This window comes from Streptomyces sp. NPDC015131 (genome assembly GCF_043079975.1).
Taxonomy (GTDB): domain Bacteria; phylum Actinomycetota; class Actinomycetes; order Streptomycetales; family Streptomycetaceae; genus Streptomyces.
This window is the reverse complement of sequence record NZ_JBIBVB010000010.1, coordinates 31,426-47,672: the sequence shown is the minus strand read 5'-3', so window position 1 is coordinate 47,672 and position 16,247 is coordinate 31,426. Positions and strand designations below refer to the sequence as shown.

14 protein-coding genes and 1 tRNA gene are annotated in these 16,247 nt (G+C 71.9%); 10 read left to right on the top strand and 5 right to left on the bottom strand.

Features of this window, described 5'->3' with window-relative positions:
• From ACF08D_RS31070 to purM, 7 genes are all read left to right on the top strand, one after another.
• Positions 1-534 (top strand): AIR synthase-related protein (locus ACF08D_RS31070; protein ID WP_392227519.1); only part of this gene is annotated, 534 nt, incomplete at its 5' end.
• Positions 535-650: 116 nt separating this feature from the next.
• Complete coding sequence (locus ACF08D_RS31065; RefSeq protein WP_392227517.1) at positions 651-1,151, top strand: ArsR/SmtB family transcription factor; 501 nt, start codon at positions 651-653, stop codon at positions 1,149-1,151.
• A 22-nt stretch (positions 1,152-1,173) separates the two neighbouring features.
• A complete protein-coding gene (locus ACF08D_RS31060) occupies positions 1,174-2,106 on the top strand; it encodes a M23 family metallopeptidase (RefSeq protein ID WP_392227515.1) in 933 nt (310 codons plus the stop codon).
• Between the two features lie 24 nt (positions 2,107-2,130).
• Positions 2,131-2,943, top strand: a complete 813-nt coding sequence (locus ACF08D_RS31055; RefSeq protein WP_392227513.1) for a sterol carrier family protein — start codon at positions 2,131-2,133, stop codon at positions 2,941-2,943.
• Positions 2,944-3,022: 79 nt separating this feature from the next.
• A complete protein-coding gene (locus tag ACF08D_RS31050; protein ID WP_392227512.1) occupies positions 3,023-3,910 on the top strand; it encodes an META domain-containing protein in 888 nt (295 codons plus the stop codon).
• 520 nt (positions 3,911-4,430) lie between these two features.
• The gene (gene purF, locus ACF08D_RS31045; protein WP_392227510.1) at positions 4,431-5,957 is read left to right on the top strand and encodes an amidophosphoribosyltransferase; all 1,527 of its coding nucleotides are present in this window, start codon (positions 4,431-4,433) and stop codon (positions 5,955-5,957) included.
• 45 nt (positions 5,958-6,002) lie between these two features.
• Positions 6,003-7,082 carry a phosphoribosylformylglycinamidine cyclo-ligase gene (purM, locus tag ACF08D_RS31040; RefSeq protein ID WP_392227508.1) on the top strand — a complete coding sequence of 360 codons (1,080 nt, stop codon included), beginning with the start codon at positions 6,003-6,005 and terminating at the stop codon, positions 7,080-7,082.
• A gap of 55 nt (positions 7,083-7,137) precedes the next feature.
• Here the strand turns inward: purM and ACF08D_RS31035 are convergent, their stop codons facing one another.
• Both ACF08D_RS31035 and ACF08D_RS31030 read right to left on the bottom strand, forming a co-directional pair.
• Complete coding sequence (locus ACF08D_RS31035) at positions 7,138-7,398, bottom strand: DUF3073 domain-containing protein (protein ID WP_064072105.1); 261 nt, start codon at positions 7,396-7,398, stop codon at positions 7,138-7,140.
• Positions 7,399-7,776: 378 nt separating this feature from the next.
• Complete coding sequence (locus tag ACF08D_RS31030; RefSeq protein WP_392227506.1) at positions 7,777-8,859, bottom strand: Leu/Phe/Val dehydrogenase; 1,083 nt, start codon at positions 8,857-8,859, stop codon at positions 7,777-7,779.
• A gap of 153 nt (positions 8,860-9,012) precedes the next feature.
• Between ACF08D_RS31030 and ACF08D_RS31025 the strand changes: the two genes are divergently transcribed.
• Both ACF08D_RS31025 and bldC read left to right on the top strand, forming a co-directional pair.
• The gene (locus ACF08D_RS31025) at positions 9,013-9,858 is read left to right on the top strand and encodes a hypothetical protein (RefSeq protein ID WP_392227504.1); all 846 of its coding nucleotides are present in this window, start codon (positions 9,013-9,015) and stop codon (positions 9,856-9,858) included.
• 657 nt (positions 9,859-10,515) lie between these two features.
• Entirely contained in the window at positions 10,516-10,722 is a 207-nt protein-coding gene (gene bldC, locus ACF08D_RS31020) for a developmental transcriptional regulator BldC (RefSeq protein WP_003949541.1), read from the top strand.
• 288 nt (positions 10,723-11,010) lie between these two features.
• Here bldC and ACF08D_RS31015 read toward each other — a convergent pair whose 3' ends face one another.
• From ACF08D_RS31015 to hrpA, 3 genes are all read right to left on the bottom strand, one after another.
• A complete protein-coding gene (locus tag ACF08D_RS31015; protein WP_392227502.1) occupies positions 11,011-11,235 on the bottom strand; it encodes a DUF6274 family protein in 225 nt (74 codons plus the stop codon).
• A 126-nt stretch (positions 11,236-11,361) separates the two neighbouring features.
• Positions 11,362-11,438, bottom strand: a tRNA-Asp gene (locus tag ACF08D_RS31010).
• 148 nt (positions 11,439-11,586) lie between these two features.
• Entirely contained in the window at positions 11,587-15,525 is a 3,939-nt protein-coding gene (hrpA, locus tag ACF08D_RS31005) for an ATP-dependent RNA helicase HrpA (protein WP_392227500.1), read from the bottom strand.
• Between the two features lie 95 nt (positions 15,526-15,620).
• Between hrpA and ACF08D_RS31000 the strand changes: the two genes are divergently transcribed.
• On the top strand, positions 15,621-16,226 hold the full coding sequence (locus tag ACF08D_RS31000; RefSeq protein ID WP_392227498.1) for a hypothetical protein: 606 nt from the start codon (positions 15,621-15,623) through the stop codon (positions 16,224-16,226).
• The last annotated feature ends 21 nt before the right edge of the window (positions 16,227-16,247 follow it).

The window sequence follows — 16,247 nt, the reverse complement described above, 5'->3', positions numbered from 1 at the left end:
GACGACGTGAACCGCCGTACGCCGATCGCCTTCGCGGAGGAGGGCCAGCTCCTCTACCTGCTGGGCGACACGCGTGAGGAGTTCGGCGGCTCGGCGTGGTCCGAGGTCGTCCACGGTCACCTGGGCGGCATGCCGCCGGCCGTGGACCTGGACCGCGAGAAGCTGCTCGGCGAGATCCTGATCGCCGCGTCCCGCGACGGCATGATCGACGCCGCGCACGACCTGTCCGACGGTGGGCTCGTCCAGGCGGTCGTCGAGTCCTGCCTGCGCGGCGGGAAGGGCGCCCGCCTCATCGTCCCGGACGGCCTCGACGCCTTCACCTTCCTGTTCAGCGAGTCGGCCGGCCGTGCGGTCGTGTCCGTCCCGCGCAGCGAGGAGCTCCGCTTCACCGACATGTGCGGTGCGCGCGGCCTGCCCGCGACGCGGATCGGTGTCGTGGACGGTGACGAGGTCGAGGTGCAGGGCGAGTTCGGCCTCCCGCTGAGCGAGCTGCGCGCCGCGTACGAGGCGACCATCCCGGGTCTGCTCGCCTGACGCGCACGGCCCCTGAGCCCCCGTTCGGACCTCGCGGTCCGGGCGGGGGCTCTTTCGTGGGTGCGGCAGCGACATAACGCTTGCACGTTATTACGTAACTACGTATTCTTGGGGTCATGGATCTGGAGCAACGCGTCACGGAGCTGGAGCGGCGCATGGCCGCGCTGGTGAGTGGCGACCGTGCCGTGCCGCCCGTCGGCGAGGGCGACTTCTGGGCCCTGGAGGGCCTCAAGGCGCAGCTCGCCGAGGCGGGCGCCGCCGACGGTGGGGTGCTGTTCACCGGGGCGGTACGGCTGCCGACCGGCGAGCGGTACGAGTGGCAGTACGGCACCCTCGCCGAGCGGCAGCTCGACGCCGACTGGGCGGAGGCGGCCGAGTCGTTCGCGGCGCTGGGCCACCCGGTCCGGCTCCGGCTCCTGCGGGAGATCAGCGGCGGCAAGCGCACCGCCGCCGAGCTGGCCGCGCTGGAGGAGATCGGCACGACCGGCCAGATCTACCACCACCTGCGCCAACTGACCGGCGCCGGATGGCTGCACACCACGGGGCGGGGCCGCTACGAGGTCCCGCCGGGGCGGGTGGTGCCGCTGTTCGTCGCGCTGGCCACGGCCCGACCGTGACACCACCACAGGGGGAAACCGCATGACCATCCGCACCTGCGCCAAGCTGCTCGCCCGCGCTCTGTGGGCGGTGTTCATCGCTCAGGCGATCGCCGGGATCTTCGTCGACCTGCCCTACAACTGGTGGCTGGGCTGGCTCCCGATGCTGGCCGCCGTCGCCATCGGCGCCGTCCTGCGCGGCACCGACGAGCGCCGCGACCCGGCCAAGCGGCCCGACCCGGTCGAGGTGGACCCGCCGGTGACCGGCCGCTGGTCCGCGCTGAACAGCCCGGCGGACAAGGTGCCGAGCCACGGCACGGACATGCTCGCGCAGACGTACGCGATCGACATCGTGGCCGAGCCGGAGGGCCGCAGCCGCCCGACGTTCGCCTGGCTCTGGCCGGTCGCCCGGCGCAACACCGACTTCCCGGCCTTCGACGCCCCGCTGCTCGCGGTCGCCGACGCGACGGTGGTGCGCGCGGAGGACCACCGGCGCGACCACCTCAGCCGCAACTCCCTGCCCGCGCTGCTGTACTTCTTCCTGGTGGAGGGCCTCTTCCGGTCCATCGGCGGGCCGGGCAACATCGTCGGCAACCATGTGGTGCTGGACCTCGGCGGAGGGGTGTACGCGGCGTACGCCCATGTGCGGCGCGGGTCGCTGACCGTGCGCCCCGGTGACCGGGTGACCGCCGGCCGGCCGCTCGGCCGGTGCGGCAACTCCGGCAACTCCACGGAACCGCACCTGCACTTCCAGCTGATGGACGGCCCCGACGTGCGCACCGCGAAGGGCCTGCCGTTCACCTGGCGGGGCATAGGCGTCCCGGCCGGCGGCGAGACGTTCACCGCCGACCGTCAGGTCACCACCGACGGCCGGGCCAGCGCCGACGGCCAGGTCAGCGCCGACGGCCAAATCACCACCGCCCCTCCGGCCACCGCCGGCCGTCCGGCCACCGCCGACCGTCAGGCCCGCGCCTAGGCGGCGGCGGGCTAACCTCGCCCCATGCCACCGGCCAAGCGCACCCAGCGAACCCGCGCGTACGACCCCGCCAAGATCCGGGCCGCCGTGCTCGCGCAGTTCGACCACGTCCGTCGATGCGTCCTCACCCTCACGCCCGAGCAACTGGCGCGGTCGACCCGTCTCGGGGAGTGGACGGTCCTCGAACTGGCCGCGCACATCACCATGGCGATGCGTTCCGTCGTCCGGGGTGCCGAGGCGCCAGCGCCGGCCGCCCGGGAGCTGTCCCTGCTGGAATGGCCGCTCGCCACCCGGCGCTTCGCCGCGGACGTCGACCACGACACCCGGGAGATCGCCGAGGCGGCGGCCGACACCCCGGGGGCGCTCGCCGGGCTGTACGAGGACATCGGCGGCCGGCTCGCCGAGCTGCTGGCGGCGGTGCCGGGCGAGCGGCTGATCACCACCCGCTTCGGGGGCGTACGCCTGGAGGACTTCCTGGTGACCCGGACCGTCGAACTGATCGTCCACACCGACGACCTGAACGACGCGACCGGGCTCGCCGTGCCGTACGACCGCCAGGCGCTCGCCGCCTGCACCCGGCTGCTGGCCGACGCGCTGGCGGTCAAGGCGCCCGGCGGGTCGGTCGAGGTCCGGGTGCCGCCCTACGCGGTGGTCCAGTGCGTCGAGGGGCCCCGGCACACGCGCGGCACACCGCCGAACGTGGTGGAGACCGACCCCCTGACCTGGGTACGGCTCGCCACGGGGCGGAGGTCCTGGGCGCAGGCGCTGGACGGCGCGCACATCCACGCGAGCGGGGAGCGGGCCGACCTGTCGGCGCACCTCCCGGTCCTCGGCTGAGCGCCCGGGCGGAACGGCCGCCGAGCACCGCCCGGGGCACCGGGCGGAACCGGCCCGCCGCCCGCTCCGTCCCATCACCATGCCGACCAAGACGACGACGCAGACGAAGCAGACGAAGCAGCAGCCCACGAAGCAGCCGCACCGCACCCGGGCCGCGGCGGCGCTCGCCCCGCTCCTCGCCCTCGCGCTCGGCGCCTGCGGCACCCAGTCCGGGGACGGCTCCGGAGCGGGCGACGGCAGCGCCTCCGTACGCCCCGACGTGCCCCTCACCGGGGTGCACTGGGCCGTCGAGAGCGTCACCGCCGACGGCAAGAAGACCGCCGCCCCGGCGGGCGCCAACGTCGAGATCGACGCCAAGGGCCGGGCGCAGGGCAACTTCGGGTGCAACCACTTCAGCGCCAAGGCGGACGTCCAGGGCGACCAGGTGACCCTCAGCGACGCCACCATGACCGAGATGGGCTGTCCCGAGCCGCTCCAGGGCTTCGAGGACGCGCTGCGCTCGGCCCTCACGGGCAAGCTCACCGCCAAGCTCACCGACGGCACCCTGACGCTGACCTCCGCAGGCGGCGACACGATCCGGCTGAGCGAGCAGCCCCCCGCCCCGCTCCAGGGCACCACCTGGAAGGTGAACTCGCTGGTCTCCGGCAAGACGGCCACCTCGCTGCCGGCCGGCACCGAGGGCAAGGCGTCCATGGTGTTCGGCAAGGACGGCTTTGTACGCGGAAACCTGGGCTGCAACCAGTTCAGCGCCCCGGTCACCGTGGAGGGGTCCACGCTCACCTTCGGCCGGATCACCAGCACGCGGAAGCTGTGCGCGGGCCCGCAGATGGAGCTGGAGCGCGCCCTGACGGCGGCGATGCAGGGCAAGGCCACGTACACGGTCGACCACCGCACCCTGACCATCACCGCACCCGGTGGCACCGGCTTCGCGGCGGGCGCCGACGCCAAGGCCGGCGGAGCCAAGTAACCAGGCGCCCCACGGCTCACCAGGCGCCCAACGGCCCACCGGGCGCCCAACGGCTCACCAGGCGCCCGGCCCCCGGCGGCCCGAGACGACCGCATCGGCAACACTCCGCACCAGCGGCAACACCACGCACAGCGACAACACCCGCACCGACAAGCACCGTCCGGCGCCGAAAAGAACGCGACACCCTTCCGGCCGCCGCGTACGATGCGCGCCCCGCTGCGAGGTCCGTCACACCCGGCCGGCCCGGTGGTGCTCCGCGTCCGGCCGGCCCCGGCGCGGACGTCCGGCGCACGGCACCGGTCCACCGGTGCGGGGCCGCTTCCGGGCCGGTCGGCTGAGCCCCTGGTCAGCGCGTGATCGGCGGGCGGAGCGGGTCGTCCGCCCGTCCGGCCGGCCCGCCGCCGGGGGGCCGCGGGGCGCCGGAGCGGGCGGAATCCGCGCCTCCCCGGCCGTCCGGAAGCGGGGCTGCCCGCCCGTCCCCAATTCGGACCAGTGGTCGATCTCGCCTACACTCGGTGGCGTGCCACGTGGTGACGGTCGACTCAATCACGATCTGCTTCCCGGCGAGAAGGGCCCCCAGGACGCTTGCGGCGTCTTCGGTGTCTGGGCTCCGGGCGAAGAGGTCGCAAAGCTCACGTACTTCGGGCTCTACGCCCTCCAGCATCGGGGCCAGGAATCCGCGGGAATCGCGGTCAGCAACGGCTCCCAGATCCTCGTCTTCAAGGACATGGGCCTCGTCTCCCAGGTCTTCGACGAAACCTCCCTCGGCTCCCTCTCCGGTCATATCGCGGTCGGTCACGCCCGCTACTCGACCACCGGCGCCTCCGTCTGGGAGAACGCCCAGCCGACCTTCCGGGCCACCGCCCACGGGTCCATCGCGCTCGGCCACAACGGCAACCTGGTGAACACCGCCCAGCTCGCCGAGATGGTCGCCGACCTCCCCAAGAAGGACGGCCGTGCCACGCAGGTGGCGGCCACCAACGACACCGACCTCGTCACCGCGCTCCTCGCGGGCCAGGTCGACGAGGACGGCAAGCCGCTGACCGTGGAGGAGGCCGCCGCCAAGATCCTCCCCGAGGTCATGGGCGCCTTCTCGCTCGTCTTCATGGACGAGCACACCCTCTACGCCGCCCGTGACCCGCAGGGCATCCGCCCCCTGGTCCTGGGCCGGCTGGAGCGCGGCTGGGTCGTCGCCTCCGAGTCCGCCGCCCTCGACATCTGCGGCGCCGCGTACGTCCGCGAGGTCGAGCCCGGCGAGATGATCGCCATCGACGAGAACGGCATCCGCACCTCCCGCTTCGCAGAAGCGAAGCCCAAGGGCTGTGTCTTCGAGTACGTCTACCTGGCGCGCCCCGACACCGACATCGCCGGGCGGAACGTCTACCTCTCCCGGGTCGAGATGGGCCGCCGGCTGGCGAAGGAGGCCCCCGTCGAGGCCGATCTCGTCATAGCGACGCCCGAGTCCGGCACCCCCGCCGCCATCGGTTACGCGGAGGCCAGCGGCATCCCGTTCGGCGCCGGCCTGGTGAAGAACGCGTACGTCGGCCGGACCTTCATCCAGCCGTCCCAGACCATCCGCCAGCTGGGCATCCGTCTGAAGCTCAACCCGCTGAAGGAAGTCATCAAGGGCAAGCGCCTGGTGGTCGTCGACGACTCCATCGTCCGCGGCAACACCCAGCGCGCCCTGGTCCGGATGCTCCGCGAGGCGGGCGCCGCCGAGGTCCACATCCGGATCTCCAGCCCGCCCGTGAAGTGGCCGTGCTTCTTCGGCATCGACTTCGCCACCCGCGCGGAGCTGATCGCCAACGGCATGACGGTCGAGGAGATCGGCAAGTCCCTGGGCGCCGACTCCCTCTCGTACATCTCGATCGACGGCATGATCGAGGCCACCACCATCGACAAGCAGCGGCTCTGCCGCGCCTGCTTCGACGGTGAGTACCCGATGGAGCTGCCCGACCCCGAGCTGCTCGGCAAGCAGCTGCTGGAGACCGAGCTGGCCGCCGGACCGGCCGCCACGGCGGCGGCCGACGCCCTCCGGCGCCCGTAGGACCACCCGCAATCCCTGCAGTACGACACGAAAGTTCTCACAGTCATGTCTGAGACTGAGACCACCGGTGCCAGCTACGCAGCCGCGGGCGTCGACATCGAAGCGGGCGACCGCGCCGTCGAGCTGATGAAGCAGTGGGTGAAGAAGACCCAGCGCCCCGAGGTCGCCGGCCTCGGCGGCCTCGGCGGATTCGCCGGCCTCTTCGACGCCTCCGCCCTGAAGCGCTACGAGCGCCCGCTGCTCGCCTCCGCCACCGACGGTGTCGGCACGAAGGTCGACATCGCCCGCCGGATGGGCGTCTACGACACCATCGGCCACGACCTGGTCGCCATGGTCATGGACGACATCGTCGTCTGCGGCGCCGAACCGCTGTTCATGACCGACTACATCTGCGTCGGCAAGGTCCACCCGGAGCGGGTCGCCGCCATCGTCAAGGGCATCGCCGAGGGCTGCGTCCTGGCCGGCTGCTCCCTGGTCGGCGGCGAGACCGCCGAGCACCCCGGCCTGCTCGGCCCGGACGACTTCGACGTCGCCGGCGCGGGCACGGGCGTGGTGGAGGCCGACCGGCTCCTCGGCGCCGATCGCATCCGTACGGGGGACGCGGTGATCGCCATGGCGGCCTCCGGCCTTCACTCCAACGGGTACTCGCTGGTGCGCCACGTGCTGTTCGACCGGGCCGGCATGCGTCTCGACCAGCAGGTCGAGGAGTTCGGCCGGACGCTCGGCGAGGAGCTGCTGGAGCCCACCAGGATCTACTCGCTGGACTGCCTGGCGCTCACGCGGACGACCGACGTGCACGCCTTCAGCCACATCACCGGCGGCGGCCTGGCCGCGAACCTCGCCCGGGTGATCCCGGACGGGCTGCACGCCACGGTCGACCGGTCGACCTGGTCCCCGGGCGCCGTGTTCGACCTGGTCGGCAAGGCCGGTCAGGTGGAGCGGCTGGAGCTGGAGAAGACCCTGAACATGGGCGTCGGCATGATCGCCGTCGTCCCCGCCGACTCGGCCGACGTCGCCCTGACCACGCTGGCCGACCGGGGCCTCGACGCCTGGGTCGCCGGTGAGATCACCGAGCGTGGCGAGCACACCACCGGAGCGGCCCTGACCGGCGACTACGCGGTCTGAGCAGCACAGAACCCGGTCCGGGGAGGCCCCGGACCGGGTTGGGTGAGTTCAGGCGTCAAGCACCGCGACGCTGTGACGACGGACCGGACTCCTCGTCCTCGTCGTCGTCATCGTTGTACAGCTCCGCGTAGCGGGCGTACGGGTCGTCTTCCTCGTCCTCGTCCTCGAACGGCTCGCCATTCGGCGGCTGCGAGAGCGGTTGCGGAGTGGAAGCGCCCAGCTCGCTGGCCAGACGCGACAGGTCAGTCCCGCCGCTGTTGTACTTCAGCTGGCGGGCGACCTTCGTCTGCTTGGCCTTGGCCCGGCCGCGCCCCATGGCTCGACCCCCTCGGTGACGGGGCTCGACGGCCCCAGAGTCTTGACACGCGTTCATGATGCGGAACGGACTCTCCGTGGAGAGACCGGCCCGTAGGGCTTCAACGGTACCTGCTTCCGCGGCCATACGGTACGCCGCCCGCATCACGCGCCTCGGAGCAGGACCGACGAGGAGCCCTCTCCTCGCTGGTCAGCTGCGATTTTAACCTCTTCCTGGCGGTCGACCCGCCGACCGGCGTGAGCCATGTCTCTCCGGAGTCCACCGAAGTCTCCTCGGAGTCTCTCCGGAGACCACCAGGATCCACCGGAGGCCTTCCGGGAGTGACCGGGCTCACACAGGCCGACGGGTCGGGACCGTCAACCACAACTCCTCACGCGGCTACCCGCGGCGCGCCTCCGCCATGCGCTGCTCGGCGATCCGGTCGGCCGCTGCGGCCGGCGGAATACCGTCTTCCTTCGCACGTGCGAATATCGCCAGCGTGGTGTCGAAGATCTTCGACGCCTTCGCCTTGCACCGGTCGAAGTCGAACCCGTGCAGCTCGTCCGCCACCTGGATCACCCCGCCGGCGTTCACCACGTAGTCCGGGGCGTAGAGGATGCCGCGGTCGGCGACGTCCTTCTCGACACCCGGGTGGGCGAGCTGGTTGTTGGCGGCGCCGCACACCACCTTCGCCGTCAGGACGGGCACGGTGTCGTCGTCCAGTGCGCCCCCGAGCGCGCACGGCGCGTAGACGTCCAGGCCCTCGGTACGGATCAGCGCGTCGGTGTCGGCGACCACGGTGACCTGCGGGAACTTGTCGGTGATCCGGCGCACCGACTCGGCCCGCACATCCGTGACGACGACCTCGGCGCCGTCCTCCAGGAGGTGCTCCACCAGGTAGTGGCCGACCTTGCCGACCCCGGCGACGCCGACCTTCCGGCCGCGCAGCGTCGGGTCGCCCCAGGCGTGCTGGGCCGAGGCGCGCATGCCCTGGAAGACGCCGTACGCGGTCAGGACCGAGGAGTCGCCGGCGCCGCCGTTCTCGGGGGAGCGGCCGGTGGTCCAGCGGTTCTCGCGGGCGACGACGTCCATGTCGGCCACATAGGTGCCGACGTCGCAGGCCGTGACGTACCGGCCGCCGAGGGAGGCGACGAACCGGCCGTAGGCCAGCAGCAGCTCCTCGGTCTTGATCAGCTCCGGGTCACCGATGATCACGGCCTTGCCGCCACCGTGCTCCAGACCGGCCATGGCGTTCTTGTACGACATCCCCCGGGACAGGTTCAGCGCGTCGGCGACGGCGTCTTCCTCGGAGGCATACGGGTAGAAGCGGGTGCCGCCGAGGGCCGGGCCCAGGGCGGTCGAGTGGAGGGCGATGACGGCCTTGAGGCCGGAGGCGCGGTCCTGGCACAGCACGACTTGTTCGTGGCCGCCCTGCTCCGATCGGAACAGGGTGTGCAGGACGCCGTCGGTCACATCGGTCACGGTGGTGACTCCCAAGTACGAGGCGGCGGATGAGGCCCTCCTGCGGGTGGGGGAGGACCTGTCGGCAAGAGAGTAAGTCCTACCTGGGCGTAGCGGAGAGCCCGTGCGCGCGGATCACCCCCTCGCGGAGTACGGGCGTGGAAGGATTCGGGCATGGCAGCCGTCTCCTCGGTCCCCGTCCCGTACCCGTCCTACCTGCGGGTGTACGAGCCGCTGGCGGCCTTCCCCGAGCCGGAGCGGGGCCACTGGGCCCGCTATGCCCGCCGGGGCACCGCCCCCACCGCGCAGGACGAGCTGCGCCGGGCGCTGGCCGGCCTGCTGGCCACCCCGCCGGTCGCGGTGCCGGTGCAGGAGAGCGCCGACGCCTTCGTCGCGGAGGTGGACGGCGTGGTGTGCGTGTGCCCGTGGCGGACGCGGCTGCGCGGGTGGCTGGCCCTGCCCGACCTGGCGGGCACGCTGCCGCCCCCGGTGCTGGACGCGGCGCTGCCGCCGGTGGTGCGCGGCCAGGCGGAGGCGGACTACGAGCGGTGGCGGGAGCGGAACCCGGACGCCCGCCCGTGGATCCTCACGGCGCTGTGGCAGGTGCCGGTGCGGTGGTTCGTGCTCTTCTCGGACGAGGAGCGGGAGTACGTCGCGCCCGGCGGCCCCGGCAAGGCGCCGGTGCTGCGCTACCGGACGCCGATGGTGCAGGCGCGCCGGCGGGTGGCGCGGGCGCTGCGGACGCTGCGCGAGGCGAGGGAGGAGGGGCCGCTGACGGAGGGCCTGGTGGAGGTGGGCCGGTGGCTGGAGGAGTTCCACCCGCGCTCGCTGGTGGAGCTGGACTACGGCGGCCTGGTGCACACGCTGTCGGAGGAGTTCCTCGCCGGGGACCGGTCGGCGGCGGACGTGGCGGCGGGCCTGGCCGCGCTGCGGGCCGGTGACGGGGAGGCGGCGGGCGAGGCGTACGAGCGGCTGACCGAGCGGTGGCGTGCGGTGCGGCTCCGCCAGCACGCCAACTGAGCCGGGCGCGACCGTAACGCGGGCCGCGAACGGGACGGGCGCCGCGAACGGACCGGGACGTCGGCCCGTACCAGATAATGATCTTGAGCTGGACCGGCCGCCGAGCGGACCTCCGGGGCCGAGTCGTGGGATCCGCCTATGGATCCGGCGGTCGAACTGACGGATGATCTCGCCCTGAAGACCGGTGTGGTGTCCGGGTCCCGCTCCCCTTCGGGTCCAAGGTCCCGATCCGGGCCTTTGTGTCAAGCGTGACGGACAGCACTAACGGGGCTCTTGCGCCCATCGCCCGACCTCATGCCAAAATAGGACAAGGAGTCCGGAGGGGGCTCCTTCCGTCCGCGTATGGGCGGAAGGCTCAGCATTGCACGCTATGGGGGGTCTGTTGACTCCTGATCGCTCTGTGACTGATCGTCACTGTGACGTGACTGTCCGTTATGGCATGGTCCATCGGCTTCCGCCGCTGATGAACACCTGAGAGGGCAATTCCATCGGTTTGGCCGAACGTGGCTGGACAGATGGTGTAGTTGTAGTGCCGAGGACAAGCCGTTCGTCCTATAACCGACTCGGCTCGCGTCCGCCATTTCGGGCAACGCGGGTCAAGGTGCAGAATTTAGAGGAAAGAACCGAGAAGGTTCGGTTCTCCCGAGGAGGCCGCTCATGACCGCTCGCACCCCTGATGCCGAGCCGCTGCTGACCCCCGCTGAGGTTGCCACGATGTTCCGCGTGGACCCGAAGACGGTGACCCGCTGGGCAAAGGCGGGCAAGCTCACGTCCATCCGTACGCTCGGTGGACACCGCCGGTACCGCGAGGCGGAGGTCCGCGCACTGCTGGCGGGCATCCCGCAGCAGCGCAGCGAGGCCTGAACACCCTGAAAAACCGGGCGTTTCCGGGTCCCCCAACCCGGGTTGCCCACCCCCAAGCTCCACCGACGTGAGCCCGCCCCAACGGGCCTTCGTCACCGATCGCGCTGGACTCCGCCGGGTCCAGCGCGATCTTTTTGTGTGCCCGGAGCCGGTCGAGGCCGCCCGGGGCCGGCCGGGGCCCGCGCCTGCGGGGGAGCGTCGAGGGCAGTGCAATTGCACATATTAAATGGGGTCGTTGTAGGGAGGGCGTAAGATCAGGGGTTTTCAAAACTCTTTTCGTGACTCGCGTCACACCCGTTCCGCGTCGTCCCCCGGGTCCACCGGCTCCTCCGGGGCGGTCCGGCCGGCGTCGTCCTGGCCCTCGTAGGCCGGGTCCGGGTACTCCATCGCCAGCCGCAGGAGGCGGTGGCAGACCGGGCAGTGCCGGGTGAGGTGGCGGTAGCCGGACGCGGCCGCCAGGTGGGCGCGGAGCAGCGCGCGGGTCTCGTGCCTGGCTGTGGATGCCGCCGCCATCGCGTCACCTCCGGTGAAGGGCCCCCGATCCCCTGATGCTTGGGTACCGGTGGCAGATGACCGCGTCAAGGCGCACAGCAGAAGGGCCCGCATCCCTGGGGAATGCGGGCCCTTCTGTTACTGCTGTGGCGATCCTGACGGGACTTGAACCCGCGACCTCCACCTTGACAGGGTGGCGAGCTAACCAACTGCTCCACAGGACCTGGATTTCGCTGCCGACTGCGCGGCTGCGAACCAAACTGTACAGCAGGTCAGAGGGTGCGGTCGAACTCACTCAGGGAAACGGGTCCGTCACGTGGTCCCGGCCCCCGGCGCCCGGCGGGCCGCTGGCGGTCATGGTGCCGCCGGCCGTCACGGCGCCGCCGCGTCGATGGCCTTCACGATCCGCTTGTCCGACACCGGGTACGCCGTGCCCAGCGCGTGCGCGAAGTAGCTGACCCGCAGCTCCTCGATCATCCACCGGATGTCCAGGACCTCCTGGGGCACCGGACGGCCCTTCGGCAGCTGCTCCAGCAGCCAGGCGTACTCGTCCCGCATCTCGTGCACCTTCTCCATGCGCGTGGTGTCGCGCTGGACGGACGTCGGCATCTGCTGGAGCCGCCGGTCCGCCGCCACCAGGTAGCGCATCAGGTCCGGCAGGCGCCGCAGGCCCGTCGCCGTGACGAAGCCGGGCGGCACGAGCGCCGCGAGCTGCTCGCGGACGTCCTGCACGTTCCGCACCAGCACCAGGCTGTTGGTGGCCTTCAGGCGCCGCTCGCACGCCTGCCAGGCGGCCAGGATCTGCTGCACCTGGTCCACCGTGCGGACGGTCAGCTCCACCAGGTCGGCGCGGACCGAGTCGTACAGCTTCCGGAAGGACTCCTCGTCCCACGCCGGGCCGCCGCGGTCGGCGATCAGCCGGTCGGCGGCGGCGGTCGCGCAGTCGTCGAACAGCGCCTGCACCGAGCCGTGCGGATTGCGGGAGAGAGCCAGCTTCTGCTGGTTCGTCAGCCGGTCCGAGGCGAACTTCGCCGGGTTCACCGGGATGTTCAGCATGATCAGCCGCCGGGTGCCGCGCCGCATCGCCTGCGCCTGCTCCTCCGGGGTGTCGAAGAGCCGTACGGAGACGGTCTCGCCGGCGTCCACCAGGGCCGGGTACGCCTTGATGGGCTGACCGCCCCGCCGCGTCTCGAAGACCTTCGGCAGCGTGCCGAACGTCCAGTCCGTCAGGCCCGTCCGCTCCAGGGACTGCCCGGAGCCCGAGGGGCCCTCCGTGGCGGCCCTGGCGGCCTGGGAGAGCGCCTGCCGCGCCTTGGGGCGCAGCCGGAGCTTCAGGGCCTCCAGGTCCTTGTCCTCGGCCAGCTTGCGGCGCCGCTCGTCGACGATCCGGAAAGTGATCTTCAGGTGGTCGGGGACCCGGGACAGGTCGAAGTCGTCCGCGTGCACCGGCACCCCGACCATCCGCTGCAGTTCACGCGCCAGCACGGCCGGCAGCGGCTCCACCGACGGCGCCGTACCGGCCAGGAACCGCTGGGCGAAGTTCGGCGCGGGCACGTAGTGGCGGCGCACCGGCTTGGGCAGGGAGCGGATCAGCTCGGTGACGACCTCCTCGCGGAGCCCCGGGATCTGCCAGTCGAAGCCCTCGTCCGTCACCTGGTTCAGCACCTGGAGCGGGATGTGCACGGTGACGCCGTCCGCGTCCGCGCCCGGCTCGAACTGGTACGTCACCCGGAACTTCAGCGCGCCCTGCCGCCACGAGTCCGGGTAGTCGGCCTTGGTGACCGCGCCCGCCTTCTCGTTGATGAGCATCTCGCGCTCGAAGTCGAGCAGTTCGGGCTCGTCCCGGCGCTTGTGCTTCCACCAGGAGTCGAAGTGCGCGCCCGACACCACATGGTCGGGGACCCGCCGGTCGTAGAAGTCGAACAGCGTCTCGTCGTCCACGAGGATGTCGCGGCGGCGGGCCCGGTGCTCCAGCTCCTCGACCTCGGTGAGCAGCTTGCGGTTGTCGGCGAAGAACTTGTGGTGCGTCCGCCAGTCGCCCTCCACCAGCGCGTGGCGGATGAACAGCTCCCGGCTCACCTCCGGGTCGATGCGCCCGTAGTTGACCTTGCGCTGGGCGACGATCGGCACGCCGTAGAGCGTGACCTTCTCGTACGCCATGACCGCCGCCTGGTCCTTCTCCCAGTGCGGCTCGCTGTACGTGCGCTTCAGCAGGTGCCCGGCGAGCGGCTCGATCCACTCGGGCTCGATCTTCGCGTTGACCCGGGCCCAGAGCCGGGAGGTCTCCACCAGCTCGGCCGACATGATGAAGCGCGGCGGCTTCTTGAAGAGGGCGGACCCGGGGAAGACGGCGAACTTGGCGTTGCGGGCGCCCAGGTACTCGTTCTTCGAGCCGTCCTTCACGTCCTTCATCCCGATGTGGGACAGCAGACCGGCCAGCAGCGAGACATGGACGCGGTCGTCCGGGGCGTCCTGGTCGTTGAGCTGGATGCCCATCTGCTTGGCGACCGTACGCAACTGCGTATAGATGTCCTGCCATTCGCGAATGCGCAGGTAGTTGAGGTACTCCGCCTTGCACATCCGGCGGAAGCTGGAGGAGCCGCGCTCCTTCTGCTGCTCGCGCAGATAGCGCCAGAGGTTCAGCAGGGCGAGGAAGTCGGACGTCTCGTCCTTGAAGCGGGCGTGCTGCTGGTCGGCCTGCGCCTGCTTCTCGGCCGGCCGCTCGCGCGGGTCCTGGATGGACAGCGCGGCGGCGATCACCATGACCTCGCGTACGCAGCCGTTCTTGTCGGCCTCCAGGACCATCCGGGCCAGCCGCGGGTCCACCGGGAGCTGGGCGAGCTTGCGGCCCGCCGGGGTGAGGCGCTTCTTCGGGTCCTTCTGCGCCGGGTCGATGGCGCCCAGCTCCTGGAGCAGCTGCACGCCGTCGCGGATGTTGCGGTGGTCCGGCGGGTCGATGAAGGGGAACTTCTCGATGTCGCCCAGCCCGGCCGCCGTCATCTGGAGGATGACCGACGCCAGGTTGGTCCGCAGGATCTCGGCGTCGGTGAACTCGGGGCGGGAGAGGAAGTCGTCCTCGTCGTACAGCCGGATGCAGATGCCGTCCGACGTACGGCCGCAGCGGCCCTTGCGCTGGTTGGCGCTGGCCTGGCTGATCGCCTCGATCGGCAGCCGCTGCACCTTGGTGCGGTGGCTGTAGCGGGAGATGCGGGCGGTGCCGGGATCGATGACGTACTTGATGCCGGGGACCGTCAGGGACGTCTCCGCGACGTTCGTGGCGAGGACGATCCGGCGGCCGGAGTGCGCCTGGAAGACCCGGTGCTGCTCGGCGTGCGAGAGGCGGGCGTAGAGGGGGAGCACCTCGGTGTTCCGCAGCTTCCGCTTCACCAGCGCGTCCGCGGTGTCGCGGATCTCCCGCTCGCCGGAGAGAAAGACCAGGATGTCGCCCGGTCCCTCCGCCTGAAGCTCGTCCACCGCGTCGCAGATCGCGGTGACCTGGTCGCGGTCGGAGTCCTCCGAGTCCTCCTCGAGGAGCGGCCGGTAGCGGACCTCGACCGGGTACGTACGGCCGGACACCTCGACGATCGGCGCGTCGCCGAAGTGGCGGGAGAAGCGCTCGGGGTCGATGGTCGCCGAGGTGATGACGACCTTGAGGTCGGGGCGGCGGGGGAGGAGCTGGGCCAGGTAGCCCAGCAGGAAGTCGATGTTGAGGCTGCGCTCGTGGGCCTCGTCAATGATGATCGTGTCGTAGGCGCGCAGCTCGCGGTCCGTCTGGATCTCGGCGAGCAGGATGCCGTCCGTCATCAGCTTGACGAAGGTCGCCTCCGGGTTCACCTGGTCGGTGAAGCGGACCTTCCAGCCGACGGCCTCCCCGAGCGGGGTGTCCAGCTCGTGCGCGACGCGCTCGGCGACCGTACGGGCCGCGATCCGGCGGGGCTGGGTGTGCCCGATCATGCCCCGGACGCCGCGCCCCAGCTCCAGGCAGATCTTGGGGATCTGGGTCGTCTTGCCGGACCCGGTCTCACCGGCGACGATCACGACCTGGTGGTCGCGTATCGCCTCCAGGATCTCGTCCTTCTTCTGGCTGACGGGAAGCTGCTCGGGGTACGTGACCCCCGGCACGCGCGCGGCACGCGCGGCGGTCCTGGCGGCGGCCTCGCCGGCCTCGGCGGCGATCTCGTCCAGCACGGCCTGCCGGGCCTCGGGCTTGCGGATGCGGCGGGCGCCTTCGAGACGGCGGCCGAGCCGGTGCGCGTCGCGCAGCGAGACCTCGGCCAGCAGGGTCTGGAGGTCGGCGAAGGAAGTAGACATACCTGACCCAGGATCTCACCCTCCGCGACGGAGTGGCGAACCGATTTCCCCGTACCATCGGGGGACCCCCGAAGCTCCCGAGAGGCCGCCCCGAGATGTCCGTCGCCCGCCCCGGCCGGTGGTGCCGCGCCGCGGCCGCCGTCCTCGTGCTGGTGGGCGCGCTGCTGGCGTGGGGGTACGCCCCGGACGGCATCCCGTCGGCCGCGGCCGCCAGCGCTTCGGGCCCGGGCCCCCGGCACGCGGCGGCGCCGGAGACGGCGGCGCCGGGGGCCGCGTATCCGGCGGTCTCCGCGACCGTGGACGGAACGGCGTCGGGGACCGCGTACTCGGCGGTTTCCGCGACCGTCGGCGGAACCGCGCCCGGCGCCGCGTATCCGGCGCTCTCCGCGACCGCCTCCGAACCGACCGCGACCGGGGCCGGGGCCGCGCCCGGGGCCGGCGCCCAGGCGGTGGGCGCCGCGGTCGCGCAGGCGCCCGGTGTGCCCGGCTGCGATCCGCTGGGCGACGCGCGGGGCGGCCTGACGCCCGCCGTACCGCCGCGACCGGGAGCCCCGGGCGAGCTGCTGCCCGCCCCGCACGCCGCGCGCGTGCCCGCCGGGGCGTGGGGCGCGGCCGGTACCGCACCGGTCGTCCGGCCGGAGCGGGGGCCGCCGCCGCTCGCCCCGCCCTCACCCCTGGACCTGTCGATCCTGCGCGTATAGCCGGCGAGCCGCACCCGCGCC

Bases quoted from the DNA above. Each gene is read 5' to 3' on its own strand.
- ACF08D_RS31065 (WP_392227517.1), top strand. From the start codon at position 651: ATGGATCTGGAGCAACGCGTCACGGAGCTGGAGCGGCGCATGGCCGCG.
- ACF08D_RS31060 (WP_392227515.1), top strand. From the start codon at position 1,174: ATGACCATCCGCACCTGCGCCAAGCTGCTCGCCCGCGCTCTGTGGGCG.
- ACF08D_RS31055 (WP_392227513.1), top strand. From the start codon at position 2,131: ATGCCACCGGCCAAGCGCACCCAGCGAACCCGCGCGTACGACCCCGCC.
- ACF08D_RS31050 (WP_392227512.1), top strand. From the start codon at position 3,023: ATGCCGACCAAGACGACGACGCAGACGAAGCAGACGAAGCAGCAGCCC.
- purM (WP_392227508.1), top strand. From the start codon at position 6,003: ATGTCTGAGACTGAGACCACCGGTGCCAGCTACGCAGCCGCGGGCGTC.
- ACF08D_RS31035 (WP_064072105.1), bottom strand. From the start codon at position 7,398: ATGGGGCGCGGCCGGGCCAAGGCCAAGCAGACGAAGGTCGCCCGCCAG.
- ACF08D_RS31025 (WP_392227504.1), top strand. From the start codon at position 9,013: ATGGCAGCCGTCTCCTCGGTCCCCGTCCCGTACCCGTCCTACCTGCGG.
- bldC (WP_003949541.1), top strand. From the start codon at position 10,516: ATGACCGCTCGCACCCCTGATGCCGAGCCGCTGCTGACCCCCGCTGAG.
- ACF08D_RS31015 (WP_392227502.1), bottom strand. From the start codon at position 11,235: ATGGCGGCGGCATCCACAGCCAGGCACGAGACCCGCGCGCTGCTCCGC.
- hrpA (WP_392227500.1), bottom strand. From the start codon at position 15,525: ATGTCTACTTCCTTCGCCGACCTCCAGACCCTGCTGGCCGAGGTCTCG.
- ACF08D_RS31000 (WP_392227498.1), top strand. From the start codon at position 15,621: ATGTCCGTCGCCCGCCCCGGCCGGTGGTGCCGCGCCGCGGCCGCCGTC.